The sequence below is a fragment of the Micromonospora wenchangensis genome, from assembly GCF_002210435.1.
GTDB lineage: Bacteria > Actinomycetota > Actinomycetes > Mycobacteriales > Micromonosporaceae > Micromonospora > Micromonospora wenchangensis.
In genome coordinates this window covers 125520-150985 of sequence record NZ_MZMV01000012.1, presented here as the reverse complement: position 1 = coordinate 150985, position 25466 = coordinate 125520, and the positions used below count along the sequence as shown (strand labels likewise).

The 25466-nt window shown below is 73.2% G+C and carries 29 protein-coding genes; 10 read left to right on the top strand and 19 right to left on the bottom strand.

Annotated features, from left to right (window positions below; all coding sequences use genetic code 11):
* The 4 genes from B5D80_RS10150 to B5D80_RS10135 all read left to right on the top strand — a co-directional run.
* The coding region (locus B5D80_RS10150; RefSeq protein WP_245854407.1) for a hypothetical protein at nt 1-823 on the top strand (823 nt) is incomplete at its 5' end.
* Between the two features lie 113 nt (nt 824-936).
* Nucleotides 937-1287, top strand: coding sequence for a YkvA family protein (locus B5D80_RS10145; protein WP_088643556.1), 351 nt, complete (start codon nt 937-939; stop codon nt 1285-1287).
* 46 nt (nt 1288-1333) lie between these two features.
* Nucleotides 1334-1759: a TIGR03618 family F420-dependent PPOX class oxidoreductase gene (locus B5D80_RS10140; protein WP_088643555.1), complete on the top strand. Its 426-nt coding sequence runs from the start codon at nt 1334-1336 to the stop codon at nt 1757-1759.
* A 174-nt stretch (nt 1760-1933) separates the two neighbouring features.
* Entirely contained in the window at nt 1934-2536 is a 603-nt protein-coding gene (locus B5D80_RS10135; protein ID WP_088643554.1) for a hemerythrin domain-containing protein, read from the top strand.
* A gap of 54 nt (nt 2537-2590) precedes the next feature.
* Here B5D80_RS10135 and B5D80_RS10130 read toward each other — a convergent pair whose 3' ends face one another.
* From B5D80_RS10130 to B5D80_RS10120, 3 genes are all read right to left on the bottom strand, one after another.
* Nucleotides 2591-2821 (bottom strand): ferredoxin, encoded by a 231-nt coding sequence (locus tag B5D80_RS10130; protein WP_088643553.1) that lies wholly within the window; start codon nt 2819-2821, stop codon nt 2591-2593.
* Nucleotides 2822-2837: 16 nt separating this feature from the next.
* Complete coding sequence (locus tag B5D80_RS10125; protein ID WP_088643552.1) at nt 2838-4049, bottom strand: cytochrome P450; 1212 nt, start codon at nt 4047-4049, stop codon at nt 2838-2840.
* Between the two features lie 184 nt (nt 4050-4233).
* Nucleotides 4234-4416 (bottom strand): antitoxin, encoded by a 183-nt coding sequence (locus B5D80_RS10120; protein WP_088643551.1) that lies wholly within the window; start codon nt 4414-4416, stop codon nt 4234-4236.
* Nucleotide 4417: 1 nt separating this feature from the next.
* Here B5D80_RS10120 and B5D80_RS33325 point away from each other — a divergent pair, with 1 nt between their 5' ends.
* Both B5D80_RS33325 and B5D80_RS10110 read left to right on the top strand, forming a co-directional pair.
* Entirely contained in the window at nt 4418-4684 is a 267-nt protein-coding gene (locus tag B5D80_RS33325; RefSeq protein ID WP_088643550.1) for a hypothetical protein, read from the top strand.
* The gene (locus B5D80_RS10110; protein ID WP_245854405.1) at nt 4648-5814 is read left to right on the top strand and encodes an AI-2E family transporter; all 1167 of its coding nucleotides are present in this window, start codon (nt 4648-4650) and stop codon (nt 5812-5814) included. Before B5D80_RS33325 ends, B5D80_RS10110 begins: the two co-directional genes overlap by 37 nt.
* 110 nt (nt 5815-5924) lie before the next feature.
* Here the strand turns inward: B5D80_RS10110 and B5D80_RS10105 are convergent, their stop codons facing one another.
* Nucleotides 5925-6581, bottom strand: a complete 657-nt coding sequence (locus B5D80_RS10105) for a dienelactone hydrolase family protein (protein WP_088643549.1) — start codon at nt 6579-6581, stop codon at nt 5925-5927.
* A gap of 126 nt (nt 6582-6707) precedes the next feature.
* Here B5D80_RS10105 and B5D80_RS10100 point away from each other — a divergent pair, with 126 nt between their 5' ends.
* The 3 genes from B5D80_RS10100 (at nt 6708) to B5D80_RS10090 (ending at nt 7692) form a co-directional block, all read left to right on the top strand.
* Entirely contained in the window at nt 6708-7100 is a 393-nt protein-coding gene (locus B5D80_RS10100) for a MerR family transcriptional regulator (RefSeq protein WP_088643569.1), read from the top strand.
* Nucleotides 7070-7417 carry a thioredoxin family protein gene (locus tag B5D80_RS10095; protein WP_088643548.1) on the top strand — a complete coding sequence of 116 codons (348 nt, stop codon included), beginning with the start codon at nt 7070-7072 and terminating at the stop codon, nt 7415-7417. Before B5D80_RS10100 ends, B5D80_RS10095 begins: the two co-directional genes overlap by 31 nt.
* Nucleotides 7418-7512: 95 nt before the next feature.
* Complete coding sequence (locus B5D80_RS10090; RefSeq protein WP_088643547.1) at nt 7513-7692, top strand: hypothetical protein; 180 nt, start codon at nt 7513-7515, stop codon at nt 7690-7692.
* A gap of 63 nt (nt 7693-7755) precedes the next feature.
* On the opposite strand, the gene B5D80_RS10085 is transcribed toward B5D80_RS10090, so the two are convergent.
* The 10 genes from B5D80_RS10085 to B5D80_RS10040 all read right to left on the bottom strand — a co-directional run bounded on the left by B5D80_RS10085 (nt 7756) and on the right by B5D80_RS10040 (nt 20624).
* Nucleotides 7756-10128 carry a glycoside hydrolase family 65 protein gene (locus B5D80_RS10085; protein WP_088643546.1) on the bottom strand — a complete coding sequence of 791 codons (2373 nt, stop codon included), beginning with the start codon at nt 10126-10128 and terminating at the stop codon, nt 7756-7758.
* Nucleotides 10125-10874 carry a beta-phosphoglucomutase family hydrolase gene (locus B5D80_RS10080; protein ID WP_088643545.1) on the bottom strand — a complete coding sequence of 250 codons (750 nt, stop codon included), beginning with the start codon at nt 10872-10874 and terminating at the stop codon, nt 10125-10127. The genes B5D80_RS10085 and B5D80_RS10080 overlap by 4 nt, the downstream gene beginning before the upstream one ends.
* Before the next feature lie 49 nt (nt 10875-10923).
* A complete protein-coding gene (locus tag B5D80_RS10075) occupies nt 10924-11391 on the bottom strand; it encodes a DUF4442 domain-containing protein (RefSeq protein WP_088643544.1) in 468 nt (155 codons plus the stop codon).
* 136 nt (nt 11392-11527) lie between these two features.
* Entirely contained in the window at nt 11528-11830 is a 303-nt protein-coding gene (locus tag B5D80_RS10070) for a hypothetical protein (RefSeq protein ID WP_088643543.1), read from the bottom strand.
* 202 nt (nt 11831-12032) lie between these two features.
* A complete protein-coding gene (locus tag B5D80_RS10065; protein ID WP_088643542.1) occupies nt 12033-13337 on the bottom strand; it encodes an ABC transporter ATP-binding protein in 1305 nt (434 codons plus the stop codon).
* 135 nt (nt 13338-13472) lie between these two features.
* Nucleotides 13473-15647, bottom strand: coding sequence for a bifunctional glycosyltransferase/CDP-glycerol:glycerophosphate glycerophosphotransferase (locus tag B5D80_RS10060; protein WP_088643541.1), 2175 nt, complete (start codon nt 15645-15647; stop codon nt 13473-13475).
* Nucleotides 15648-15664: 17 nt separating this feature from the next.
* The gene (locus tag B5D80_RS10055) at nt 15665-17629 is read right to left on the bottom strand and encodes a DUF5941 domain-containing protein (protein WP_088643540.1); all 1965 of its coding nucleotides are present in this window, start codon (nt 17627-17629) and stop codon (nt 15665-15667) included.
* On the bottom strand, nt 17626-18366 hold the full coding sequence (locus tag B5D80_RS10050) for an ABC transporter ATP-binding protein (protein WP_088643539.1): 741 nt from the start codon (nt 18364-18366) through the stop codon (nt 17626-17628). Before B5D80_RS10050 ends, B5D80_RS10055 begins: the two co-directional genes overlap by 4 nt.
* Nucleotides 18367-19194 carry an ABC transporter permease gene (locus B5D80_RS10045; RefSeq protein WP_088643538.1) on the bottom strand — a complete coding sequence of 276 codons (828 nt, stop codon included), beginning with the start codon at nt 19192-19194 and terminating at the stop codon, nt 18367-18369.
* A 59-nt stretch (nt 19195-19253) separates the two neighbouring features.
* Complete coding sequence (locus tag B5D80_RS10040) at nt 19254-20624, bottom strand: L-serine ammonia-lyase (protein WP_088643537.1); 1371 nt, start codon at nt 20622-20624, stop codon at nt 19254-19256.
* A gap of 311 nt (nt 20625-20935) precedes the next feature.
* Between B5D80_RS10040 and B5D80_RS10035 the strand changes: the two genes are divergently transcribed.
* Nucleotides 20936-21142, top strand: a complete 207-nt coding sequence (locus B5D80_RS10035) for a PspC domain-containing protein (protein WP_088643568.1) — start codon at nt 20936-20938, stop codon at nt 21140-21142.
* Nucleotides 21143-21343: 201 nt separating this feature from the next.
* On the opposite strand, the gene B5D80_RS10030 is transcribed toward B5D80_RS10035, so the two are convergent.
* From B5D80_RS10030 to B5D80_RS10010, 5 genes are all read right to left on the bottom strand, one after another.
* The gene (locus tag B5D80_RS10030) at nt 21344-22111 is read right to left on the bottom strand and encodes a DUF4230 domain-containing protein (protein WP_088643536.1); all 768 of its coding nucleotides are present in this window, start codon (nt 22109-22111) and stop codon (nt 21344-21346) included.
* 101 nt (nt 22112-22212) lie between these two features.
* Nucleotides 22213-23376, bottom strand: a complete 1164-nt coding sequence (locus B5D80_RS10025; RefSeq protein ID WP_088643535.1) for an acyl-CoA dehydrogenase family protein — start codon at nt 23374-23376, stop codon at nt 22213-22215.
* Between the two features lie 32 nt (nt 23377-23408).
* Nucleotides 23409-23714, bottom strand: a complete 306-nt coding sequence (locus B5D80_RS10020; protein ID WP_088643534.1) for a type II toxin-antitoxin system VapB family antitoxin — start codon at nt 23712-23714, stop codon at nt 23409-23411.
* Nucleotides 23715-23893: 179 nt separating this feature from the next.
* Complete coding sequence (locus B5D80_RS10015) at nt 23894-24496, bottom strand: nitroreductase family protein (RefSeq protein ID WP_088643533.1); 603 nt, start codon at nt 24494-24496, stop codon at nt 23894-23896.
* A 2-nt stretch (nt 24497-24498) separates the two neighbouring features.
* Nucleotides 24499-25428 (bottom strand): aldose 1-epimerase family protein, encoded by a 930-nt coding sequence (locus B5D80_RS10010; protein WP_088643532.1) that lies wholly within the window; start codon nt 25426-25428, stop codon nt 24499-24501.
* Nucleotides 25429-25466 lie beyond the last annotated feature (38 nt).

The following is a 25466-nucleotide window of genomic DNA, read 5'->3' as shown; positions in this document are numbered from 1 at the left end:
CGTTGTCCACCGTGAGGTGTTGGTGATGCAGACCGTCTTCTCCGCCGTCCTGCCCGATGTCCCCGCCGCCGCCGCGATCTGGCTGATCCTGCTCGCCCTCGCCGCCGTCGCCGTCGCGGCCCTGGTGGTCCGGCCCGGCCGGCTCCGGCTGGCGGTGGCCGGCCGGTTCCGCGACGCCGCCCTGCCCGACGACCCGGAACGGACCGAACAGGACCGGGAGCACACCCGGTACGCCGAGGAGGTCGCCGTGGCGGCCGACCGGGCCGGCACCACCGCGAGCCGGCTGCGGGCCGAGTGGCTCGCCACACAGGACGAGGTCGAGTCCGCCTGGACGGCCCTGGAGGCGGCCGAGGCGCACCTGCGCCGGCTCGCCGCCGCCGCGGTGATGCCCCTGCCGCACACCGGCCAGACCCCCGCCGAGTACGCCGACCGGGAACGCTGGCTGCACCGGGCCGCCGAGGAGGCGCACCGGCGGGGTGAACTGTCGGACGATCAACTCGCCGACGTCCTCGCCCACCGGGCCGGCTGGGACCCGCGCCGGCACCCGGTGGAGCAGGAACTCGTGTTGCGCCGCGCGACCCGGGACCACCTGGCGGCCCGGCACCGGGCGGCGGTCGCCCGGGAGCAGGCGGCCTGGCGGGCCGCCGACCTGGCCGGCGCGGCGGCCCGCAGCCTGCGCGACGAGGCGTTCGCCGCGCGGGAGCGCCGCCCGGAGCGGGCCGAGTCGGTGCTGCCGATGCCGGAGGCACCCCGCCCGTCGACGGACAACACCCGGGAGAACCCGGTCGTGGCGCGCGGCCGGGCCGCCGTCGCCGCCTACTGACCCACTGACCCACCCCACGACGACGGCGTCGCCGACGCCGGGCCGCGCACACCGGCGGCGCGCCGCGCCCCGGGCGGCGGCGCGGCGGGCGGCGCTGGACTAGCGTTGCGGGCATGTCCCGGGAGATGTGGGCGCTCGTCGTGGTCGGTGCGATCCTGGCGCTGGCGACACTGGTCGGCGCGGTCCTGCTGGCGGTACGGGTGGTGCGCACCCGACGGCTGCTCGGCACGCTCGGCGTGAGCGGCAACGTGGCGTTCTACGGCGCGCTGATCTACACGATCTGCCCGGTCGACCTCCTGCCCGACCCGATCTACCTGGACGACATGGGCGTGCTGGCCGGCGTGTTGATCTACCTGACCCGCTTGGCCCACCGACGCCGGGCCGCCGGTCGCGGCCTGCCCGGTCAACCCGGCCGGACGGGTGTCCCGCCCGGTCCGGGCCAGTCCCGCCAGATCGTGTCATGATCGGGGCCGGGCCGGGCCCACGCCGGTCCTGGGACGGGGGACGGACATGGCCGGCAGGCATCGGTTGGACCCGTACGACGAGCGGGTCCTCACGTTCTGCCGTGAGCGGCACCTGGCCACGCTGACCACCCTGCGGCCCGACGGCACGCCGCACGTCGTACCGGTCGGGTTGACCTACGATCCGGCGGCCGGGCTGGCCCGGGTGATCACGTCCGCCGGTTCGGCCAAGGCCCGGTACGTCGCCGCCGCCGGTGCGGCGGGGGTCCCGGTGTCGGCCTGTCACCTCGACGGCCGCTGGTGGCTGACCATCGAGGGCCGGGCGGTGCTGCGGACCGACGCCGCCGCCGTCGCCGAGGCCGAACGCCGGTACGCCGAGCGCTACCGCCCGCCGCGCCCGAACCCGGAGCGGGTGGTCATCGAGATCGGGGTGACCCGCCTGCTCGGCTCCCTCCCGCCGCCCGCGTCCGAATAGGACGAACCGGCGCGACGGGCCGGCCGGCGCGCGCCGGACGGATCGCTCACCGCCGCCGACCGGCGGGCGGGTCGACCGGTGGCAGCTCATCGACGGTGGTGGGTTCGCGGGGCCGGCGGTGGGTACAGGCCCCGCCAGGAGCCGATCCGTCCGCAACCGGTAAGGGGCACCGAGATGAGCGACCTACAGGCCACCACGGCTCAGGACGTGGTGGACGTCCTGACCGCCGACCACCACGAGATCGAGGCGATCTTCGTGGAGCTGGAGAACCCGCAGGGCACCGCCGAACACCGCCGCCGGCTGGCCGACGTGCTGATCGCCGAGCTGGTCCGGCACGCGGTGGCCGAGGAGATGTACGTCTACCCGACCGCCCGGCGGGCCCTGCCCGACGGCGACCAGCTCGCCGAACACGAGATCGCCGAACACGCCGCCGCCGAGCGGACGCTGAAGGAACTGGAGCCGCTGGACCCGTCCGACGCCCGCTTCGAGCCGTTGATCAGCCACCTGGCGAAGACCATCCGGCACCACGTACGGGAGGAGGAGTCGGAGCTGTTCCCCCGGCTGCGGGCGGCGGTCGCCCACGAGGAGCTGGTGGAGCTGGCCGACCGGGTGCGGGCGGCGAAGGGGCACCTGCCGACCCGCCCCCATCCCGGCGCACCGGACCACCCACCGGCGAACCGGCTACTCAACCCCGGCACCGGGTTGGTCGACCGGATCCGGGACACGCTGAGCGGACGGCCGACCACCCGGGCCGAGCTGCACGACGGGCAGGACTGACCGTCGACGGTGGTCACCTCCGGGTAACCCGCCGGAGGTGACCACCGCGTCCGGTCACGGTTCCGGGGCGACCCGGCTGCCGTCCCCCGCGTCGGACACCACGATCGCCTCCATCGGGCAGGACTCGGCGGCGTCCAGCACCGCGTCCGCCGGTTCGATCCGTTCGGTCACCGGCCGGGACAACCCGTCCACCAGGACGAAGTGGGCCGGGGCGTAGCTCGCGCAGATCCCCGCCCCGATGCACCGGGTCGGATCCACGTGCACCCGCCAGCCGCTCTCCCCCATCTGCCCCATCCTTTCGCTACCAGCTCACGGGCAACGCCGTCAGGCCCCGGACCAACAGGCCCCTCTTCCAGGTCAGGGCCGCCGGAGGCTCCGCCAGCCGCAGGCCCGGGGTGCGGTTCAGCAGCGTCTCCAGGACCACCTGGAATTCCATCCGGGCCAGTTGGGCCCCGATGCAGTGGTGCGGGCCGTGCCCGAAGGCGAGGTGCGGGTTCGTCTCCCGGTCGAGGTCGAGGCGGTCGGCGTCGGGGAAGACGGTCTCGTCCCGGTTGGCCGAGGGAATGGAGGCCAACACCGGCTCACCGGCGCGGACCAGCACCCCGCCGAGCTCGACGTCCTCCAGGGCGTACCTGGCGAACACGGCGCTGGCACCGAGCGGGATGAAACGCAGCAGTTCCTCCACGGCGGACGGCACCAGCGACGGCTCGTCGACCAGCCGTTGCCAGACGTCCGGTTCGGTGAGCAGGACGTAGACCAGGTTGGGAATCTGGGTCACGGTGGTCTCGTGGCCGGCAGCCAGCAGCCCCGCCGCCAGGTGCACCACCTCGTTCTCGGTGAGCCGGTCGGCGTTCTCGTCGCGGGCCCGGACCATCGCCCCGATCAGGTCGTCGGTGGGGGTCACCCGCCGCTGGGCGATCAGCCCCGCCATGTACGACAGCAGTTGGTCGATGTAGCTCCGCGCGACCTCCGGCCGCAGCGAGGTGGTCGACACGATCGCCTCGGACCAGGTGTGGAACCGGTCCTGGTCGGCGACCGGCACCCCGAGCAGGTCGCAGATGACCCGGATCGGCAGCGGGGTGGCGACGTGGGCGACCAGGTCGGCCGGCGACCCGGCGGCGATCATCCCGGTCACCAGTTCGTCGGCCAGTTCCCGGGTACGCGGGCGCAGTTCCTCGACCCGCCGGGCGGTGAACGCCTTGGCCACCAACCGGCGCAACCGGCTGTGCTCGGGCGGGTCCATCCCGATGATGCCGACGTCCCACTGGTGGGGGAAGCTGCGTGGCTCGTCCCGGCCGACGGCGGCGGCCCGACTGAACCGGGGATCACCCAGCACGGTGCGCACGTCGGCGTGCCGGGTGGCGAGCCAGGCCGGCTCCCCGAACGGGAGTTGCACCCGGACCAGCGGCTCGTCGCGGCGCAGCCCGGCGAAGAGGGGGTCAATGTCGAGCCGGTACGGCTCGCTGAACGGATACGGCCGGGCGCTCGTGGTGTGCGTCGTCGTCTCGGTCACCGGGGATGCTCCCTCTCGTCGACGGCCTGCGCAGTCGCGGGCCGGTCCACCCACACGACCCGACGGTGAGTCATGTCATGACTGCGGATAGTAGCGAGAGTCCTCGATCCTTACCAGAGGTGACCAGACCTTGACACGACGATGCCGGGCCACCCCGTTCGGGTGACCCGGCAGTCGGAACGGCTCAGCGACCCTGGTCGCCCTCACCGGTGCGCGCCTGCGCCGCGTCGACACCCTTGTCGATCTGCTCGTCGTACCTGCCGCCGGTCCGCTTGTCGGCGTAGTCGCCGGCCTTGTCCAGGCCCTGGTCGACCTGCTTGTCGTGCTTGTCCGCGAAGTCCTTGGCCTTGTTCATGAAGTCGCTCATCGTGTCCCTCCTCATCCTCGACCTGCTGCGTTCCCCGCCCGCCCGACCGCAAACGCCGCAGCGCGCCCCGGGGCGGCGGCAGCGGGCGGGCCGGGGCGTCGTCCTGCGGGCGGCACCGTCCGGCAACGACCGTCCTGAACGGAACCCGGTGGCCGGCACGGCGTTGAGCCACCGGGTGTCACGGTCGACCCGGTCGGGTATCGACCCCGCCGAGACCGAGGAGGAACCGACGTGGCCGAGGACGGTGCCGGGCGTACGCCCGAGGTGACGGCTGCGGGCGCCCGCCCCAGCCCACGGCAGGCCTGGGCGGCGCTGCCCTGGCTGGTCCGTACGGCGGTGGTGTGGAGCGCCTGCCTGGTGGTCGTGGTGTTCGGCTGCTACCTGCTGGGCCGGGTGGCGGTGCTGCTCGCGCCGCTGGCGATCGCGGTGGCGGTCACCTTCTTCCTCACCGCGCTGCTCGACCCGGTGCTGTTGGCCCTGCGCCGGCTGCGGGTACCGGCCGCGCCCGCCGCGCTGCTGAGCGTCCTGCTGCTGCTCGGGGTGCTGGTCGGCGTGGGGGTGCTGGTGTGGAACCTGACGGCCGCCCAGTTCGGCGAGCTGAGCCAGCAGCTCGACGAGGGGCTGCAACGCTCCCGGGACTTCGTCACCGAGACCCTGCCCGTCAGTGACACCCAACTCGACAAGCTGATCGGGCAGGTCCGCGACGGGCTGGGCGGCAGCACCCCCGACCCGGTCGGCGGGGCCCGTACGGCGGCCGAGGCGCTCGGTTCCACCCTGCTCGCCCTGGTGCTGCTGTTCTTCCTGCTCAAGGACGGCCGGTCGATGTGGCACTGGGTGCTGCGCCGGATGACCGGGCCGAACCGTACGGTGGCCGCCGAGGCGGGCCGGGTCGGCTGGCGCACCCTCGGCTCGTACAGCCGGGGCACGATGATCATCGCGGCCATCGACGCGATCGGGATCGGGCTGGCGCTGGTGCTGCTCGGGGTGCCGTTGGCGCTGCCGCTGGCCCTGATCACCTTCCTCGGCGGGTTCGTGCCGATCATCGGGGCGACGGTGGCCGGAGCGGTCGCCGTCCTGGTGGCGTTGGCCGCGAACGGGCCGACCACGGCGCTGCTGGTGCTGGCTGCGGTGATCGCCGTCCAGCAGGTCGAGGGCAACCTGCTGGAACCGTTGATCATGAAGCGGCAGGTGCAGTTGCACCCGGCGGTGATCCTGGTGGTGGTCACGGCGGGCACGCTGATCGCCGGCATCGCCGGGGCCTTCGTGTCGGTGCCGATCGCGGCGGTCGCCTACCGGGTGGTCGACACCGTCCAGCGGCACCGGGAGCAGGTCGCCTCGGCACCACCGGCCGACCGCCCCCACCACCGCCGCGACGAACGCCCCGCCACCCCGGCCTGACCCGTCGTCCGTCCGTCCGCCAAGATCGTCGCACGGGGGGCGATGTTGCGGTATCCGAGCGCTCGGATACCGCAAGATCGCCCCCCGTGCGCATCGCCCTGCCGGGACGGTCAGGCCGGGACCGGGAGGTGGTGGGTGAACCAGTCGGCGGCGGCGTCGGCCACCTGGTCGAGCGTGCCGGGCTCCTCGAAGAGGTGACCCGCACCGGGCACCACGCGCAGTTCGCGCGGGGCGGCGAGCACCTCGGCGGCCTGCTCGTTCATCGTGATCACCTGATCGTCGAGGCCGCCCACCAGCAGCAGCGTCGGAGCGCGTACCCCGGACAGGGCGGGGCCGGCCAGATCCGGCCGGCCGCCCCGGGACACCACGGCGGCGACCCGCTGCGGGCGGGCGGCGGCGGCCACCAGGGCGGCGGCGGCCCCGGTGCTCGCCCCGAACAGGCCGACCGGCAGCCGGCCCAGCGTGGGCTCGGCGGCGAGCCAGTCGAGGGTGCCGGTGAGCCGGTCGGCCAGCAGGTCGATGTCGAAGCGCCACTGCGCGGTCCGGGCGTCGACCGCGTCCTCCTCGGCGGTGAGCAGGTCCACCAGCACGGTCACCAACCGGCGACGCTGGAGCACCCGGGCCACCGCCACGTTGCGCGGGCTGTGTCGGGAGCTGCCGCTGCCGTGGGCGAAGAGCACCACCCCCGTCGCGTCGTCCGGCCCGTCGACGTCCGCCGGCAGCCTGACCTCCCCCAGCGACACCGTCGCCTCGGCGCGTACCCCCATGGTGGTTGCCCCTTCCCGCTCGCCGGCCGGTGGCGGTTACCCGCCCGGGGGCCGCTCTCACCCGTTGCCTTGACACCGGCGACAAGGTCTAGCGTGACGCCGGGAGACGCCGCCGGGGAGGTCGGGATGCTGATCGGCGAACTGGCGCAGCGGGCCGGCACGAGCACCCGCACGCTGCGGTACTACGAGACACACGGGTTGGTCCGGCCGCGCCGCTCGGCCAACGGCTACCGGGTGTACGACGAGGCCGAACTGCGGGTGGTGCACGAGATCCGGGCGCTGCTGGCGGTCGGCTTCGGCCTCGACGACATCCGGCCCTTCGTGGCCTGCCTGCGGGCCGGTCACGCCTCCGGGGACGTCTGCCCCGACTCGGTGGCGGTGCTGCGCCGCAAGCTGGCCGAGGTGGACGCCTACCTCGACCGGCTCGGCACGGTCCGCCGCCGGCTGCACGACCAGCTCACCCAGGCCATCGCACAACGGGAGGAAACATGCCTCAGGACACGGCAGCGCACCGGTTGACCGCGGTCACCGACGCCACCTTCGCCGACACGGTGCTGGCCGCCGACCGGCCGGTGGTGGTCGACTTCTGGGCGGACTGGTGCCCGCCCTGCGTGGGCACCTCCCGGCACCTCGCCGAGCTGGCCGGGGAGTTCGGCGACCGGCTGCGGGTGGTCGCCCTGGACACCGACGCGAACCCCGCCACCACCCGGGCGTACGGGGTGATGTCGCTGCCCACCATGCTGGTGTTCGTCGGCGGGCAGGTGGCCGGCTCGATCGTCGGCGCCCGCCCGAAGAACCACCTGCGCCTCGCCTTCGCCCGCCACCTCGACACCTGACCGGCCCCGCCCGGCACCGGTTTGCGGGGGTTTCCGGCGGGAACACGCGCGGGACACCGGCGCAGCCGCGCCCCGCACGGATCACGAGGTTCGCCATGGCCAAGCGGAAGGCACGTCAGCAGACCCGGACCATCGAGCAGGACCGCCCCGAACCGGACACCGGGCACGAGCCCGACTGGGCGGACGAGGCGGCGCAGGCGCGTACCCCCGAGGACCCTCGGGCGGTCGCCCCGCGCGACGCCGGCGGCCGTCCCTCCAACGGCCCCCAGTTCTGACCCGCCGATCAGTTACGGGCGCAGGGTCGTCGTCGCGGCCGCGACGACGACCCTGCGGCGGGGTCAGCCGGGGGACTCGGGCAGGCGCAGCAGCGGGGCCCGGCCGGGCGGCTGTTCCGGTGCCGGGCCGTTCCCGTGGCGCTGCGGCACCGGCACGGTCACCGGGGCGGCGGAGGTCACCCGGACGGTCTCGCCGTGGTGCCGCAGCTCCACCACCGTGTCCGGACCCCCGTTACGCAGCGAGTACGTCGTCTGGTGCGGCCGGACGTCCACCCGCAGCCGCATCCCCCGCCACTGCAACGAGAACTCCAACCGGCTCAACCGGCTGGACAGCCGGGGGGCGAACGACAGCTCGCCGTCGTGGTCGCGCAGCCCGCCGAACCCGGCCACCAACGCGATCCAGGCCCCCGCCAGCGACGCCATGTGCACGCCGTCGCGGGTGTTCTCGTTGAGGTCGTGCAGGTCCATCAGCGCGGCTTCCCGCAGGTAGCTGTGCGCCAGCTCGGGGTGGCCCACCTCGGCCGCGAGCACCGCCTGGGTGCACGCCGACAGGGACGAGTCCCGCACGGTACGCCGCTCGTAGTAGAGGAAGTTGCGCAGCTTCTGCGGTTCGGTGAAGGCGTCCCCCCGCCAGTGCATGGCCAGCACCAGGTCGGCCTGCTTGACCACCTGCTTGCGGTACAGGTCGAAGTACGGGTAGTGCAGCAGCAGCGGGTACTTCTCGGTCGGGGTGTGCGCGAAGTCCCACTCCTGGAGCCGGGTGAATCCCTCCACCTGCTCGTGCACGTCGAGATCCTCGTCGTACGGGATGTGCATGGCGGTGGCGGCGTCCCGCCACTCGGCCGCCTCCTCCTCGGACACCCCGAGGTCGAGGGCCTCGTCGCGCAGGCGCATCGCGCAGTCGGCGGCGGTGAGCAGGTTCCGCTGCGCCATCAGGTTGGTGTAGATGTTGTCGTTCTTGACGGCGGTGTACTCGTCGGGGCCGGTCACCCCGTCGATGTGGAACCGGCCGTACCGGTCGTGGTGGCCCAGCGAACGCCACAGCCGGGCCGTCTCCACCAGCAGTTCCAGGCCGATGTCCCGTTCGAGCTGCTCGTCGCCGGTGACCAGGACGTAGCGGCGCAACGCGTCGGCGATGTCGGCGGCGATGTGGAAGGCGGCGGTGCCGGCCGGCCAGTACGCCGACGACTCCGGCCCCTCGATCGTGCGCCACGGGAACGCCGCGCCGGCCAGGTTCAACATCCGGGCCCGCTCCCGGGCCTGCTCCAGGGTGGCGTGCCGCCAGTACAGGGCGTCGCGGACCGCGCCCGGCTGGGTGTACGTCAACACCGGCAGCACGAACATCTCGGTGTCCCAGAACGCGTGCCCGTCGTAGCCGGGACCGGTCAGCCCCTTGGCGGAGATCGGCCGGCGTTCGGCCCGCGCCCCGGCCTGGAGCACGTGGAACAGTCCGAACCGGACGGCCTGCTGCACCTCCGGGTCCCCCTCGACCCGGACGTCGGCGGCGTCCCAGAACCCGTCGAGGTATTCGCGCTGCTCCCGGTGCAGCCCGTCCCAGCCGGTCAGCCGGGCGGCGGCGAGCGCCGCGCCGACCTGGTCACGCAGCGCGGGCAGCGAGCGTCGGCTGGACCAGCCGTACGCGAGGTACTTGACCACCCGTATCGTCTCGCCGGGCTGGAGCACGCAGCCGATGGTGGTCCGGACCCAGTCCTCGTACCCCTCGGATTCGAGGGTGGTCCGGCCCGGGGCGTCCACGTCGTGGCCCATGCCGGCGGCCACCCGCAGCCCGCTGACCTTGGTGCGGTGGATGAGCAGCCCGCCGTCGTCGGTGGTCAGCTCCTCCTCGGCCTGCAACGGCGACTCCAGCACGGCGGCGACCCGGGGGTCGCGGCTCTGCGCCGGCAGGTTCTCGTTGGCGACCAGCTCGGACTGGAGGATCAGCCGCAGCGGGCCGCTGACCGCCTCCACCTCGTAGTGGATCGCGGCGACCGACCGTTGGGTGAAGGAGACCAGCCGGGTGCTGCGGACCTTCACCTCCCGGCCGGCGGGCGAGCGCCAGTGCATCTCCCGGTGCAGGGTGCCGGCCCGCAGGTCGAGGACCCGTTCGTGGCTGAGCAGCTCGCCGTAGCGCAGGTCGAGCGGTTCGTCGTCGACGAGCAGCCGGATCAGCTTGCCGTTGGTGACGTTGACGATGGTCTGCCCCGACTCGGGGAACCCGAACCCGGCCTCCGCGTACGGCAGCGGACGCAGCTCGTAGAACGAGTTGAGGTAGGTGCCGGGCAGGCCGTGCGGTTCGCCCTCGTCGAGGTTGCCGCGCAGCCCGATGTGGCCGTTGGAGAGCGCGAACACCGACTCGGACTGGGCCAGCACGTCCATGTCGAGGCGGGTCTCCCGGATGTGCCACGGCTCGACCGGGTAGGCGCGTTCCCGGATCATGCGGCCGGCCCGCCCAGCAGCTCGGCGAGGTCGGTGACCACCACGTCGGCGCCGTGGGCGCGCAGCTCGTCGGCCTGGCCGGCCCGGTCCACGCCGATCACGTGGCCGAAGCCGCCGGCCCGGCCGGCGGCCACCCCGGCCAGCGCGTCCTCGAACACGGCGGCGTCGGCGGGGGCCACCCCGAGCAGTTCGGCGGCGGCGAGAAAGGTGTCGGGGTGCGGTTTGCCGCGCAGCCCCTCGGCGCGGGCGACCAGCCCGTCGACGCGTACCTCCAGCAGCGGTTCCAGGCCGGCGGCGGCGACCACGTCGCGGCAGTTGGCGCTGGCCGAGACGACCGCGCGGCGCAGCCCGGCCCGCTCGGCCGCCTTCAGGTAGGCCACCGACCCGGGGTACGCCTCGACGCCGTCGTGGTGGATCCGGTCGAGCAGGACGACGTTCTTGCGGTTGCCGACCCCGTTGACGGTCTCCGCGCCGGGCGGGTCGTCGGGGCTTCCCTCGGGCAGGGTGATGCCCCGGGAGGCGAGGAAGGAACGCACCCCGTCGGCGCGCGGTTTCCCGTCGACGTAGCGGTGGTAGTCCGGGCCGGGGTCGAACGGCCGGAACGGTTCGCCGCTGGCCTCGGCGTGCCGGCGCAGCAGGTCGTCGAAGGTCTGTTTCCAGGCGGCGTTGTGCACCTTGGCGGTCTGGGTCAGCACGCCGTCGAGGTCGAAGAGGCAGGCGGTCACATGAGCAGGTAGGCCCAGCACGCTACGAATCTATCCACCGCCCCACCCGGGCAAACCCCCGCCACGCGGGTCAGCGGTCGGGGCGCAGCGTCCACAGGACGGTCATGGTGGCGGTGACGGTGCCGTCGCCGGTGCCGATCTCCACCGCCACCGGGAACTCGGGGCGCTGGCCGGCGTCCAGCTCGGCGAGCACCTCGGCCGGGGGACGGCCGAGCCGTGCGGTGGCCCGCACCTCGCCCATCGCCACCCGCCGGTACGCGATGTCGGCCCGGACCGCGAGCGGCACCGCACGGTCGAGCACCTGCCCGAACGCGGCCATCACCACCGCGCCGGAGGCGGTCTCGCCGAGGGTGAACATGGCGCCGGCGTGTGGGCCGCCGACGTGGTTGTGGGTGGCCGGCGAGTCGGGCAGCCGGACGACCGCCCTTACCCCGCCCTCGGCCTCGGGCGCGACCTCGACGATGTCGAGCGCGAGTGTGCGGGCGAACGGCACGGCCCGGAGGACCTCGGCCGCCACCTGGCGCGAGTCGATGAACATGCCCCGACGTTACTAGTCGGTAACTTTATGGACAAGGCCACCGGGCCGCGCTCCGGCGTGCGGCGCGGGAAGGCCACCCGGGGCGGAGGGCCGGCCGACCGGCCGGCGCACCCCGCCGCGCTCGGGAGAGGTGGCGTCAGCTGGCGTTGTAGCAGTAGAACTGCACGCTGGCGGTGTAGTAGTAGTCGCTGATCTTCGTGCTGGTGCTGAAGATGGTGTGGCAGTCGATGATGGGGTTGAAGCCGCCCAACTGGGCCTTCCACTTGGCGTCGTTCTCCGCCGACCAGACGGCGAACGTGGACGAGGAGCCCGACCCGTAACCCGAGTAGTAGCCGACCCCGTTGGCGACGGCGGACGCGGGGGCCGCACCGGCCAGCAGGGTCACCGCGGTCGCGCCGGTGACGGCGGTGGCCGCGAGAATCTTGTGGATCACGCGCATGACAGCTCCGTTCTGCGTGGAGGGGTTCCCTCGAACCTCACACAGACACCGAGAGTAGGCAATCGATTACCGAATAGTCGACAACCGATTGACGGCACGGGCCGGTTCCGTCCGGCAGGCCCCGGCCCGACGGAACCGGGCACCGAGCCGGTCCCGCCCCGCCGACCGTGCGTGCGTGCGACGGCACCCACCACCGGACGGGTCAGCGCCAGCCGACGTCGATCCGGTCGCCGCGTTCGTCGAAGAAGTGCAGGGCGTCCATCCGGACCGCGACCGCCATCGGGTGCCCCGCCGAGATCGCCGGGTACGGGGCCAGCCGGACCGCCAGTTCGGCCGGGCGGCGGTGGTGCCGGCCGGGGTCGTTGAGCACACTGCCGCGGTTACCGCCGGGCGTCGGGTTGGGCTCCTCCGGTTCGCCGGCCCGTCCGGTGAGGCGGGACATGACCTGGCCGAACCGGCGCAGCCCGCGCTGGCCGGGGACCGCGTCGTCGGCGGGGGCGCTCATCTCGTCGACCATGATGGCGGTGGCGCCGATGTCGAGGAAGGCCAGCGACTCGTGCCCGTGGTGCTCCAGGTAACGCACCCGGCCCTGGAGGACGTCGCCGGGGGTGTCCGGGGCGACCGGGGTGAGCGCCTCGGCCCGCATCCCGACCACGATCCGCTCGCCGTGGTAGTGCGCCACCGCCCGGCTGCGGATGTCGTCCCACGGCAGGTAGAGCGCCTGGTCACCGAGGGTCAGCGTGACGTACCGGTCGAGGTGGACGTAGACCGACGCCTCCAGCAGGTTCATCCGGGGGCTGCCGAGGAACGCCGCGACGTAGAGGGTCGCCGGCCGGCCGTACACCTGGGTGGGGGTGCCGACGTCCTGGAGCACGCCCTTGCGCATGATGGCCACCCGGTCGGCCATGGTCAGCGCCTCGGCCTGGTCGTGGGTGACGTAGATGGTGGTGACGCCCAGCTCGCGGGTCAGCGCGGAGATCTCGGCGCGCAGCTCGGCGCGCAGCCCGCTGTCCAGGTTGGACAGCGGCTCGTCCATCAGGAACAGCCCCGGCCGGCGGACGATCGCCCGCCCCATCGCGACCCGCTGCCGCTGGCCGCCGGAGAGCTGGCTCGGTTTGCGGCCGAGCACGTCGCCGATGCCGAGCGCGCTGGCCACGTCCTGGACCCGCTCACCCCGGGGCACCGGCTCGACCCCGGACAGCTTGAGCGGGAAGCCGATGTTGTCACCGACGGACATGTGCGGATAGAGCGCGAAGTCCTGGAACACCATGGCGATCTTCCGGTCGCGCGGCGGCAGGTCGTTGGCGACCTCACCGTCGAGCATCACCGCGCCGGAGGTCGGCTCGGCCAGCCCCGCGATCATCCGCAACACGGTCGACTTCCCGCAACCGGACGGGCCCAGCAGGACCATGAACTCACCGTCGACGACGTCGAGACTGACGTTGTCGACGGCAATTGTCCCGTCCGGGAATACCTTTGTGACGTCCTTCAGCGCGACGGTGGTCACCGTCTCCTCCCCCAGCTTGGCCGAACCCCGGGGTTGACTGTGACGAGCATCATCGGGTTAGCACATCGGGTAAACGTGCCATGTTCGGCTGATGACAGCCCTATTACGGCCCAGTACGGCGATCCGCCCGGATCCTCACCCTGATTCGCCGAGGAACACCCGCCGGACCACCCGTTCCGCCGCGTGCCCGTCGTCCCAGCCGCAGAACCGCTCCCGGAACGCCCGCCGGGCCCGCTCGGCCGACGCCCCGGTCACCGCGCCGGAGCGGAACACCTCCCGCAGCTCCTCGAAGGTCAGCGCGACCGCGCCCGGCGGCTCGGCGGTCACGTCGAAGTAGACCCCCCGGGCCAACCGGTAGGCGTCGTGGTCCGGCGCGTAGATCACGATCGGCCGGTCCAGCACCGCGTAGTCGAACATCGCCGACGAGTAGTCGGTGACCAGCACGTCGGCGGCCAGGTAGAGGTCCTCGACGGTGCCGACGTCGCTGACGTCGACCACCCGCCCCCCGGCCCGCCGCCGGACCCGGCCCTCCCGGTCGTGGAAGTAGTGGCTGCGCACCAGCAACCGGCCCGCCGGCCCGAGCACGTCCAGCAGCCGGTACGGGTCGAACGGCGGCCGGTAGCCGGGCAGGTGCTCGCGGTGGGTCGGCGCGTAGAGCACCACCCGCTCGTCCGGGGCGATCCCGAGCCCGGCCCGGACCGCGCGCACCTCCTCGGCGGTGGCCGTGACCAGCCGGTCGTTGCGCGGATAGCCCACCTCCAGCCGGACGTAGTCCGCCGGGTAGGCGCGGTCCCACATCTGGGTGGAGAACGCGTTGGAGGTGATGCTGTAGTCCCAGCGGTCCACCCGCCGCAGCAACCCGGCGAAGTCCATCCCGACCGCGCCGAGCGGGTACCGCTGCTGGTCCAGACCCATCACCTTGACCGGGGTGCCGTGGTGGGTCTGCACGTGCACCTGGCCGGGACGCTTGCGCACGAAGTCCGGGAAGTTGACGTTGTTGACCAGCCAGCGGGCCCGCGCCAGCGCCCGCTGGGCGTCGCGGGTGCCGGCGACGACGTACTCGGTGCCGGGCGGGAGGGTGTCGACCCGGTCCCGGCGGACGATCCACACCCCCCGGACCTGCGGGGCGAGCCGGCGGGCGGCGGCGTGCACCGCCGCCGGGTTGCAGGCGTAGCCGCGGTACCAGTAGGCGGCGTAGACGGCGAGCGTCGGGTCGATCGGCCGGCGCAGTTCGGCCCGGTAGTACTCGTGCAGCAACGCGTCCCGGGCCAGCCGGGCGGTGCGCCGGGCCACCGGCCGGACCCGCCGGCCGGTCACCCGGGCGGTCTCCCGGGCCTGGCTGGCGGCGCGCAACGCGCTGAAGGTGTGCCACCGGCCGGCGGCGACCAGCCGGTGCTTGAGCCCGTCCCCGCCGTCCGGCACCGGGTAGCCGCCGGGCGGGCGGAAGCGCCTGTGGTCGGCGGTGATCCGCCGGAAGAACGCCTGCCGCAGCGCGGGGGCGATCCGGTCGCCGTTGCCGAGCACGGTCAGGTAGTGCCAGATCATCCGCTCGAACACCACCGGGCGCAGGCCGGCCAGGTCGGGCCGACCGTCGAGAAAGGCGAACACCCGGTGCCACTGCTCGAAGACCTCGAAGTGCCGGTCGTCGAGGGTCCGGGTGATCGCGCCGGCCCGACGCTGGCGGTAGTGCACGCAGACCCGGTCGAGCACGCCGATCCGCCCGGCGGCCAGCAGCACCGGGTAGCTGAACGCGACGTCCTCGTACCAGCCGGGGGCGAAGCGCAGCCCGAGGCCGGTCAGGAACTCCCGGCGGACCACCCGGTTCCAGGCGGTGTGCAGCAGGCGCAGCGTCTCGGGGCGCTCCGCCAGCCGGAACGTCGCCGCGCCTGGCGGATCGGGGAAGACCTCCGGCAGTGCGCTGCGGGTGGCGTGCTCGTCCCAGTGCACCCGGACGTGGTCGACCAGCAGCACGTCCGGGCGGGTGGCGGTGAGCCGGTCGGCGACCTCGGGCAGGCAGTCGGGGGCGAGCCGGTCGTCGCCGTCGAGGAACCAGACGTACTCGCCGGTGGCCCGGTCCAGCCCGGCGTTGCGGGCCGGACCGAGCCCGACGTTGCGTGGCAGGCGTACCGGGTGGACCCGGGGGTCACGGGCGGCGTACTCGTCGAGGATGTCGCCGCAGGCGTCCGGGGAGGCGTCGTCGACCCCGATCACCTCGATGTCCCGGTACGGCTGGCCGAGCAGCGAGTCCAGGCACTCGCGCAGGTAGCCCTGCACCCGGAAGGCCGGTACGACGAAGCTGATCAGCGTCATCCGCCCCGCCCCCGTCGTCAGCCCGGCGAGGCACCCCGCACGGGTACGGCCGCCGCCCGGCCCGCGCGGGCTGGCAGGACGACCCAGGCCAGCACGACACTCGCCACGAAAACCATCAGAAGGTACGTACCGATTGTAGCCATGGCAGGGGCGGCAAATCCGGCGATCGCCGCCACCGCCAGCAGCACCGAACGGCCCTCCCAGCCCAGCGTCCAGGCGTGCAACGGCGGGGCCGCCTGCCGCTTCTCCAACCGGGCGGTCAGGTCGTAGTGGTGCACGGTCAGCACGAAGACGTACCCGAAGACCAGCCACGGCGGCACCCCGCCGACCACCCCGACCACGGCGGCGAACAGGTACTCGCCGGCCCGCAGCGCCGCCGGCACCAGCCAGTCCAGCGGCCCGTTGTGCGCCGCCCCCGCGCCCAGCCCGGCCACCAGCAGCACCACCAGCGCCACCGGCAGCCACCAGCGCAGACCACCCGGATCGCCGTCACCGGCCGACCGGAACAGCCCCACCACCAGCAGCACCGCCGGCCCGAGCGCCCCGAGCACCGCCAGCGTCAACGGGCCCATCGGCCGGACCACCGGCAGCCGGGCCGCCACCGGCCCGTCGTCGCGGTGCAACGTCGCGTCGACGGTGTCCAGCACCGGCACCCACATCCAGCGCGCCCGCAGGGTCCGCAACGCGCCCGTGTAACCGAACGCCAGCACCCCCCACACCAGCACCGAGACCAGGCTGACCAGCGGCCCGAACAGCGCGGCGGTGACCGCGATCAACGCCCACCGCTCGCCGATCGGGAAGACCACCGTCCGCTTCAGCCAGTACGACACCGAGCCGGTGTCCGCCTGCACCCGGGTCGAGGCGGCGTTCAGCTTGCCGCCGATCCCCCCGGCGGCCGGGCCGGCCGGGCGGGGACGCCGGGCCGCCTCGTCGTGCAGCACCCCGTACCAGGCGTCGGTCATGTGCCTGACGGTCTGCAGGGTCATCGCGGCGACGGCCAGCGCCCAGCCGTAGCGGAACCCGGCGTGCGTCGCGCCGTAGCCCAGCCCGGCGTAGACCAGGTACTCCTTGGCCCGGTCGGCCATCGTGTCCAGCCAGCCGCCCCAGGCGCTGAAGTGCCTGGTGTAGCGGGCCAACTGCCCGTCCACGCAGTCCAGCACGAACCCCAGGTAGAGCAGGACCGCGCCGGCCACCAGGGCGGGCCGCCCGCCGGCACCGAAGAGCACCGCCGCGACCACCGCGAACAGCACCGAGATCATGGTGACCCCGGTCGGCGTCAGGCCCAGCCGGGCACACACCTTCGTCACGTACGGCGACCAGGTGCTGACGAAGTAGGTGGTGAAGAAGTCGTCCCGTTCCTTCACCGACAGCCGCAGCTGCGCCCGGTCCTCGTCCACCCCGGCCAGGGCCGCCTCGGCGGCGGCCAGCCCGGCCGGATCGGCCACCCGGTGCGCCACGAGCAGGCGTACCCGGTGGGCGAAGGTCAGGGTGCCGAGGTCGGCCAGCGCGGCGAACAGCCGGTCCACCGCGGCACCGGCCGCCGGGGCGACGGCCGCCGAGCGGGCGGCGGCGGCCAGCGCCGGCAGGTCGTCCGCGCCGACCCGCAGCGCGCCGCCGAAGACGCCGGTGGCGTCGGGCAGCTCCGGGCCGGCGTCGACCACCTGCCCGCGCTCCTCGCGGACCAGCGTCGCGTCGGCGGCCGGCGGGTCGGTGAGCACCAGGGCCACCGTCGGACCGACCGGGCTGGTGGCCAGGTGCCGCAGTACGGCCGTGTGCGCGACCAGGTCGCCCCCGGTGACCAGGACCGGGCCGGTGACGGTGTCCACCAGGGCGGCCAGCGCGGGCAGGTCGGTGACGGTGTGCACCCGGTCCGCCCCGGCCCGGCGCAACTGCCCGGTGAGCCGGTCGGCAAGCGGTTCGCCCGTGCCGGTGGGCAGCCCCGCGGCCGGCGCACCGGCGGCGAGCACGATCGCCACGGTCATCGCGGCACCGCGGCGTGGTACGCGTCGAGCGCCTCGGCGACCGTCCCGTCCACGGTCAGCCGCCCCCCGTCGAGGTAGAGCCCCCGACGGCAGAACCGGGTCAGGTCCTTCTCGTTGTGTGACACCAGCACCAAGGTGCGCCCCTCCGCGAGCAGTCGGTCGATCGTCGAGTAACACTTCTGGCGGAACTCCGCGTCGCCCACCGCGGTCACCTCGTCCATCAGCAGGATCGGGTGCGGCAGGTGCGAGATGATCGCGAACCCGAGCCGCACCTTCATCCCCGACGAGTAGTGCCGCACCGAGGTGTCGATGGCCCGTTCCACCTGCTCACCGGCGAACCCGACGATGTCGTCGAAGTGCCGCCGCAGGTAGCCCGTGGAGAGTCCGTGCAGCCCGCCGACCAGGTAGAGGTTCTCCCGGCCGGTCAGGTCGTTGGAGAAGCCGGCGGAGAGTTCCAGCAGCGGCGCGACGTCGCCGGAGACGGTGATCCGCCCCTCGTCGGGGATGAGCACCCCGGCGATCAGCCGCAGCAGGGTGCTCTTGCCGGTGCCGTTGCGCCCGATCACGCCGAGCGTGTCGCCCGGCGCGACGGTGAACGAGACGTCCCGCAGCGGCCAGAACTGGCCGGTGGCGGCCCGGCCGCCCCGGTGGATGAACAGTTCCCGCAGCCGTAGCTGCCGACGCCGGTTGCGGACGAACCGGATGCCGAGCCCCTGTGCCTCGATGATCGGCGGCACCTACAGTTCCTTCAGCACGGCCGGTTCGAGCCGGCGGAACGCCCACCAGCCGGCGGCCAGCACCAGCAGGCTCCCGGCGATCGTGGTGGTCAGCAGCCGGGCGTCGGGGAACTCGTCCGGGTACCAGATGGCGTGCTGGAGCTGGAAGATGCCGACCAGCGGGTTCAGCTCGTACGCCACCTTCACCCAACCCGGCATGCCCGACTCCCGGACCAGGCTCAACGGGTAGATGATCGGGGTGGCGTAGAACAGCACCCGGATGACCAGCCGCATGAACCGCTCCACGTCGCGCATCAGCACGTTCACCGCCGACAGCAGCAGGGCCAGCCCGACCAGCAGGGTGCCCTGCACGGCGACGGCCAGCGGCAGGCTCAGCAGCGACCAGCCCAGCGTGATCCGGCCGTTGGCGGCGTAGACGACGGCGACGGCCAGCAGGATCGGCAGGCCGGCGACGTACTCGGCGAACCGGCCGGTGACCCGGCCGATCGGGAAGACCTGCCGGGGCACGTTCATCGTGGTGATCAGGCGGGACTGCCCGGTCAGCGCGTTGGTCGCCTCGCTCAGCGCCGAACTCGTCCACATCCAGGCGAAGATGCCGGTGATCAGGAACAGCGGGTACGACCCGGCGGCCTCGCCGAGGTGCCGGTTGGTCGGCCCGGAGTAGAGCACCCCGAAGACGAAGAAGTAGATCGCGCCCATTCCCAGCGGCTCGATCAGCGACCAGAGGTAACCGAGCACGGACTGCTGGTACTTCACCGCGAGATCGCGTCTGACCAGGATGCGCAGTGAGTTGCGGTGCGACCACAACGCCGTGACGCCTGCGGTCACCGTCGCCTCCCGCCTGACAACAACGGACGACAGGTTAGCAGTCGGTGAACGAACGCCCCTCAGCACTCGATCACGTTGACGGCCAGGCCGCCGCGTGCCGTCTCCTTGTACTTGACCTTCATGTCCGCCCCGGTCTCGCGCATGGTCTTGATGACCTTGTCGAGCGAGACGTGGTGCACCCCGTCGCCGCGCAGCGCGAGCCGGGCCGCCGTGATCGCCTTGATGCTAGCCACCGCGTTGCGCTCGATGCAGGGGATCTGCACCAGCCCCCCGACCGGGTCGCAGGTCAACCCCAGGTTGTGCTCCATGCCGATCTCGGCGGCGTTCTCCACCTGCTCGGGGGTGCCGCCCAGCGCCTCGGCCAGCCCGGCGGCGGCCATCGAGCACGCCGACCCGACCTCGCCCTGGCAGCCCACCTCGGCCCCGGAGATGGAGGCGTTCTCCTTGAACAGCACCCCGATCGCCCCGGCGGCCAGCAGGAACCGCACCACCCCCTCGTCGGAGGCGTCCGGCACGAACCGGGTGTAGTAGTGCAGCACCGCCGGGATGATCCCGGCCGCGCCGTTCGTCGGGGCGGTCACCACCCGGCCGCCGGCGGCGTTCTCCTCGTTGACCGCGAGCGCGAACAGGGTCACCCAGTCCATCGCGCGCAACGGGTCGGCCGCGCCCGCGTCGGCCTCCAGGCTGCGGCGCAGCTCGGCGGCGCGCCGCCGGACCCGCAACCCGCCCGGCAGTACGCCGTCCCGCTCGCCACCCCGGGCCACGCACTCCCGCATCACCCGCCAGATGTCCAGCAGCCCCGCCCGCACGTCCGGCTCACTGCGCCAGGACAGCTCGTTGGCGAGCATCACCCCGCTGATCGACAGGCCGGTGCCGGCGGTGACGTCGAGCAGTTCGGCGCCGGTGGAGAAGGGGTGCGGCACGGTGGTGGTGTCCACGGTGATCCGGTCCGCCCCGGCCGCCGCCTCGTCCACCACGAACCCGCCACCGACCGAGTAGTACGTCCGTTCACGGACCTGCGCCCCCGCCGCGTCCCAGGCCGAGAAGACCATCCCGTTCGGGTGGTACGGCAACGACCGGCGGCGGTGCAGCACCAGGTCCCGGTCCGGCTCGAAGCCGATCTCCTGGGTGCCGAGCAGGGCGAGCCGGCCCCGGGCGCGGATCTCGGCGACCCGGGGGCCGACGCTGTCGGTGTCCACCGTCTCCGGGCTCTCGCCGGCCAGGCCGAGCAGCACCGCCCGGTCGCTGCCGTGGCCGTGGCCGGTCGCGCCCAGGGAGCCGAACAGCTCGGCCCGGACCCGGGTCACGGTGTGCAGCAGCCCGTCGGCCTTCAGCCCGGCGACGAAGGTCCGCCCGGCCCGCATCGGGCCCACGGTGTGCGAGCTGGAGGGGCCGATGCCGACACTGAAGAGGTCGAAGACACTGATCATCGCTGCGCTTCCTCGCCGTCGCCCGGGTGGTGCCGGGTCCGGCCGGGTCCGTGGCCGCCGGGATCTCCGGTGACCTGCTGATCCCGCCCGGGGTGGGGGCGGTGTCGACCGGCGAGCCTACCCGCCCGGCCCACCGCACCCCGTCGTCCGCACCCCGTCGTCGCTGCCGGGAGGCGTCGGCCGGGGTCGACTCGGGTAACCACCTACGGGTACGGGGTCACCGGATCACCCTCGGGACGGAGGGCACGGTGGCCGCCCCTTCCTACCGTGGAATGCAGCGCGGCGGATCGCCGCAGAGTGGGAGTACGACGATGAGTCGCAAACTGGTCCGGCCCCGCGAGGGGCGCATGCTCGCCGGTGTCTGTGCCGGCCTGGCCCGCCGGTTCAACACCTCGGCCACCCTGGTCCGGCTGCTGTTCCTGCTGTCGCTGCTGCTGCCGGGCACGCAGGTGATCGTCTACCTGGTGCTGTGGATCCTGATGCCCAACGAGGACCGCTACGCCACCACCAGCTACTGACCACCCCCGGCGGGGCTGCCCCCGCCCGGGTTGCGCCCGGCGGGGTTGCGCCCCGGCCGGGTTGCCCCCGGTGATCAAGAGGTTTGCGTCAATTTGAAGATCGACAATGACGCCAACCTCTTGATCACCAAGACCGCCGTCGGACCCTGGACAGCGCCACCGCCACGCGGCACCGGGGCCGCGTGGCGGTGGCGCTTCGGGTCAGGGGGCCGTGTAGGTGATGGTGATCTTCTCGTAGCCGAGCGAGCGGAGCAGGCCCTCCAGCATCTTGCGGGTGTTCTCCTCGGCACGCTTGGCCAGGCCGCTGTCCCGGGCCGCCGTGGTGATCCGCTCCTCGGCCATCCGGTAGACCTGCTGCTGCCGGTTGGGGTCGCCCTTGACCAGGTCACCGATCCGGTTGAACAGGCCGCGCTCCTCGGCGAAGACGTAGCTCTTGTCCATGTCGAGGTTGGTCTCGCCGAGCTGCGGCGCGGGCAGCTTGATCTCGACGGACTTGCCGTCGGCGGACGGCACCACCGCCCCCTCGCCGATCTTGCCGAAGTCGACGTACGCCTCGACGCTGCCCGCCCCGACGAACAGCGTCCGCTGGTTGAGCAGGAACTCCGGCACGTTGTCGCGGTCGTTCTGGAGGTCGACCACGACCTGGAAGTTGCCCTCGGCCGCCACGTAGCGGCTCAGATCCTGGATCGACTTGAGCAGCGGCGGCTGGCTGCGGTCGGTCTGTTCCTTGGCGAACGGGTTGCGGAACTCCGGGAAGATCCCGGTCACCTGCGTGCCGAGCAGCACCACCACGACCAACGCCGCCGCGCCGAGCACCCAGAGCAGCCCCCGGGCCGGGCCGCCGCCCGAGCGGGGCGGGTCGGCCGGCGGGGTGTCGGGGTCGACCGGGTCGCCCGACCGGGTGCGCAGTGTGTCGGCGGTCGGGTAGCCGGGGAACTCACTCTGGGGGGTTTCACCGTCGCGGGCCATCGCCCTCACCGTCCTCGTCAGACACGTGCCTCTGTCGATGACGGTACGGCCACCGTACGACGCGCGCGCGGCGAGCGACCCGAACGGGTGACGGGCGGTGGTCAGCCGAAGGCGGACAACCCGGTGAGCCGCTGCCCGACGACCAGTTGGTGGATCTCGGAGGTGCCCTCGTAGGTGAGCACGCTCTCCAGGTTGTTGGCGTGCCGCATCACCGGGTACTCGCCGGAGACCCCGTTCGCGCCGAGGATCGTCCGGCACTGCCTGGCGATGGCCAGCGCCTCCCGTACGTTGTTCAGCTTGCCCACGCTGACCTGGTCCGGCCGCAGCGTGCCCGCGTCGGCCAGCCGACCCAGGTGCAGGGCGAGCAGCAGGCCCTTGTTCCACTCCACCGCCATGTCGGCGAGCTTGGCCTGGGTAAGCTGGAAGCCGGCCAACGGGCGACCGAACTGGGTCCGGGTGCCGGCGTAGGACAGCGCCGTCTCCAGGCAGTCCCGGGCCGCGCCGAGCGCCCCCCAGACGATGCCCTGACGGGCCTCGGTCAGGCAGCTCAGCGGTGCCTTGAGCCCGACCGCGCCGGGCAGCAGGGCGTCCGCCGGCAGCCGCACCCCGTCGAGGGCGATCTCCCCGGTCACGGAGGCCCGCAGCGACATCTTGCGGCGGATCTCGCGCGCCGTCACCCCGGGGGTGTCCATCGGTACGAGGAAACCCCGTACCCCCTCGTCGGTACGTGCCCAGACCACCCCGACGTCGGCGACCGGCGCATTGGTGATCCACATCTTCGCGCCGTCGAGGACCCAGTCGTCGCCGTCGCGCCGGGCCCGGGTGGTCATCGAGGCCGGGTCGGAACCGTGGTCGGGCTCGGTCAACCCGAAACAGCCGATCGCCTCGCCGGCCGCCATCGCGGGCAGCCAGCGCTGCTTGTGCTCCTCGCCGCCGAAGCGCCAGATGGCGTACATGGCCAGGGAACCCTGCACCGACACCAGGGAGCGGACGCCGGAGTCGCCGGCCTCCAGCTCCAGGCAGGCCAGCCCGTACGCGACCGCCGATGCGCCGGCGCAGCCGTACCCGGTCAGGTGCATGCCGAGCAGGCCGAGGCGGCCGAACTCGCGGGCCAGTTCCCGGGCCGGGACGTCGCCGTCCTCGTACCAGCCGGCGACGTGCGGGCGGACCCGGTCGTCGACGAGCCGGCGGACGACGGCCCGGATCTGACGTTCCTCCTCGCTCAGCGAGGCGTCCACGTCCAGCAGGTCCAGCGGGGTGCCCATGGCCGCCACCTTAACGACTGCTCAGGCGGGCGTCACTCGGGCTGGCCGTTGTAGACCAGCACCCGGGCGTGGATCTGGTTGCGCTGCTGCAACGCCGCACGCAACGCCCGGTGCAGGCCGTCCTCCAGGTAGAGGCCACCGTTCCACTGCACCACGTGCGGGAACAGGTCGCCGTAGAAGGTGGAGTCCTCGGCGAGGAGCTTGTCCAGCGCCAACTCGCGCTTGGTGGTGATGAGCTGATCCAGCCGCAACGGGCGGGGTGGGATCTCCGACCACTGCTTCAACGTCAGGTTGTGCTCCGGATAGGGACGCCCGTCCCGGACCGCCTTGAAGATCACGGCACGCTCCCCTCCCCGTGGTCGGGCCGACCCTCGGCGTGGTGCCGGGTCACGCCGAGCTGCCGCACCGTGCGGCACCGATCACGGTGCCAGCCTATCCGCCCCCGCCACACCACGTTCTGCTCCCCGTTGTCGGTTTCCGTCGCCCCGGTACCCACCGCGCAGGGTACGAACCGGCATCAACTCCACCGGCCGCGCCGGACCACCTCGTCCACCGGCCGACGCCCCCGCCGCAACGACGGTGACCGGTGGTCGACCGCCCGGTAACCTACCGTCACAGCGCCGATCGGGTGGTACTCCTCCGGCACCCCGAACGCCTCCCGGTACGCCGCCAGCCGGTCCGGCGGGATGCCGAAGAAACACGCCCCCAGCCCCTCGTCCACGGCGGTGAGCAGCATCAGCAGCGCGGCGAAGCCGGTGTCGACGTACCAGTAGGGCACCGGCCAGCGGTCCTCCGAACGGTCCGCCCAGCCCTTGTCCGGCTCGGCGTACCGCTCCAGGTAGGCCGAGCGGTTGGCGTGCGGCACCACGATCAGCGGGGCCCGGCGCATCCCGGCCAGCCACCGGTCCCGCCCACCACCGCCGGGCGTGGCCGCCGCCCAGAACCGGTCCCGGTCCGCCTGCTCCTCCAGCACCAGGAAACCCCAGCCCTGGGCGAAGCCGGCCGACGGCGCCCGGACCGCATGGTCCAGCAGCCGCCGCACCACCTCCGGCGGGACCGGACGGTCCGGGTCGTAGTTGCGCACCATCCGGCGACGCCGGACCACCTCGCCGAACTCCACGCTCAGACCCCGGGCCGGATGCCCCAGGCACCCCGCCAGGTCTCCCCCGGGGCCAGCGTGATCACGTCCCGACCGGACCGGAACGCGTCCGGCGGGCAGGTCATCGGCTCCACCGCCACCGACCGGCGGTGCCGCTCGCCGGTCAACGCGTCACCGGTGAAGACCTGCCACCAGCCGAACTGGTGGTCGGCCCAGAGCCGCACCCCGTCCGCGTCGTCCGGGGCGGTCAGGGTCACCGACGAACCGCCGTCGTCGTCCCGGATCACGTCCCCGAAGCACAGGTCGAGCTGCGCGTCGCCGATCGGCCGGGCGGTGGTCCAGTCGTACTCGGTGCCGGCCACCGGGGTCGCCCCGATCGGCAGCAGCCGGGCGTCGACCTGGAGCCGGCTGCGGGCCGGCAGCCGCATCGTCAGGTCGTCCACCGCCACCCCGGCCAGCCGCAGGTACGGGTGGACGGAGAAGCCGAACGGCGCGACCTCCGACCCGGTGTTGGTCACCTCGTGCACGCCGCGCAACCCGTCCGCCCCCACGCTCCACCGGCTCCGCAGCCGCAGCGGCCACGGGTAACCGGGGGTGGGCGGCAGGTCGTAGCCGAGGGTCACCGCGTCGGCCGACTCCTCGATCGACTGCCAGCGCACCCAGTTGACCAGACCGTGCAGGGCGACCCCCCGGGCCGGCTCGGTCACGTCGAGCTGCAACGACCGGCCGCCGAAGGAGTACTGCCCGTCCCTGATCCGGTTCGGCCAGGGCGCCAGCACGTGCCCGGCGCTGCCGGGGCTGATCTCGTCCTCGGCGTACCCGTCGAGGTAGTCGACGCCGTCCCGCCGGTAGGTGCGTACCCCACCGCCGACCTCGACGATGACGGCCTCGTGGCCGTCGGCGGCGATGGTCCACTGTGTCCCCGAGGGCGGGCGGTGCGCGGCGTTGTCCATGCCGTGACCTTAGTCCGTGCCCCGGGCCGCCCGCCGGA

Coding starts and splice junctions, on each gene's coding strand:
- B5D80_RS10030 (WP_088643536.1), bottom strand. CDS start 22,111: ATGGCCCGCGACGGTGAAACCCCCCAGAGTGAGTTCCCCGGCTACCCG.
- B5D80_RS10040 (WP_088643537.1), bottom strand. CDS start 20,624: ATGATCAGTGTCTTCGACCTCTTCAGTGTCGGCATCGGCCCCTCCAGC.
- B5D80_RS10135 (WP_088643554.1), top strand. CDS start 1,934: ATGAGCGACCTACAGGCCACCACGGCTCAGGACGTGGTGGACGTCCTG.
- B5D80_RS10055 (WP_088643540.1), bottom strand. CDS start 17,629: ATGACCGTGGCGATCGTGCTCGCCGCCGGTGCGCCGGCCGCGGGGCTG.
- B5D80_RS10095 (WP_088643548.1), top strand. CDS start 7,070: ATGCCTCAGGACACGGCAGCGCACCGGTTGACCGCGGTCACCGACGCC.
- B5D80_RS10075 (WP_088643544.1), bottom strand. CDS start 11,391: ATGTTCATCGACTCGCGCCAGGTGGCGGCCGAGGTCCTCCGGGCCGTG.
- B5D80_RS10140 (WP_088643555.1), top strand. CDS start 1,334: ATGGCCGGCAGGCATCGGTTGGACCCGTACGACGAGCGGGTCCTCACG.
- B5D80_RS10010 (WP_088643532.1), bottom strand. CDS start 25,428: ATGGACAACGCCGCGCACCGCCCGCCCTCGGGGACACAGTGGACCATC.
- B5D80_RS10105 (WP_088643549.1), bottom strand. CDS start 6,581: ATGGGGGTACGCGCCGAGGCGACGGTGTCGCTGGGGGAGGTCAGGCTG.
- B5D80_RS10035 (WP_088643568.1), top strand. CDS start 20,936: ATGAGTCGCAAACTGGTCCGGCCCCGCGAGGGGCGCATGCTCGCCGGT.
- B5D80_RS10085 (WP_088643546.1), bottom strand. CDS start 10,128: ATGATCCGGGAACGCGCCTACCCGGTCGAGCCGTGGCACATCCGGGAG.
- B5D80_RS10120 (WP_088643551.1), bottom strand. CDS start 4,416: ATGAGCGACTTCATGAACAAGGCCAAGGACTTCGCGGACAAGCACGAC.
- B5D80_RS10025 (WP_088643535.1), bottom strand. CDS start 23,376: ATGGGCACCCCGCTGGACCTGCTGGACGTGGACGCCTCGCTGAGCGAG.
- B5D80_RS10070 (WP_088643543.1), bottom strand. CDS start 11,830: ATGCGCGTGATCCACAAGATTCTCGCGGCCACCGCCGTCACCGGCGCG.
- B5D80_RS10100 (WP_088643569.1), top strand. CDS start 6,708: ATGCTGATCGGCGAACTGGCGCAGCGGGCCGGCACGAGCACCCGCACG.
- B5D80_RS10130 (WP_088643553.1), bottom strand. CDS start 2,821: ATGGGGGAGAGCGGCTGGCGGGTGCACGTGGATCCGACCCGGTGCATC.
- B5D80_RS10145 (WP_088643556.1), top strand. CDS start 937: ATGTCCCGGGAGATGTGGGCGCTCGTCGTGGTCGGTGCGATCCTGGCG.
- B5D80_RS10060 (WP_088643541.1), bottom strand. CDS start 15,647: ATGACGCTGATCAGCTTCGTCGTACCGGCCTTCCGGGTGCAGGGCTAC.
- B5D80_RS10090 (WP_088643547.1), top strand. CDS start 7,513: ATGGCCAAGCGGAAGGCACGTCAGCAGACCCGGACCATCGAGCAGGAC.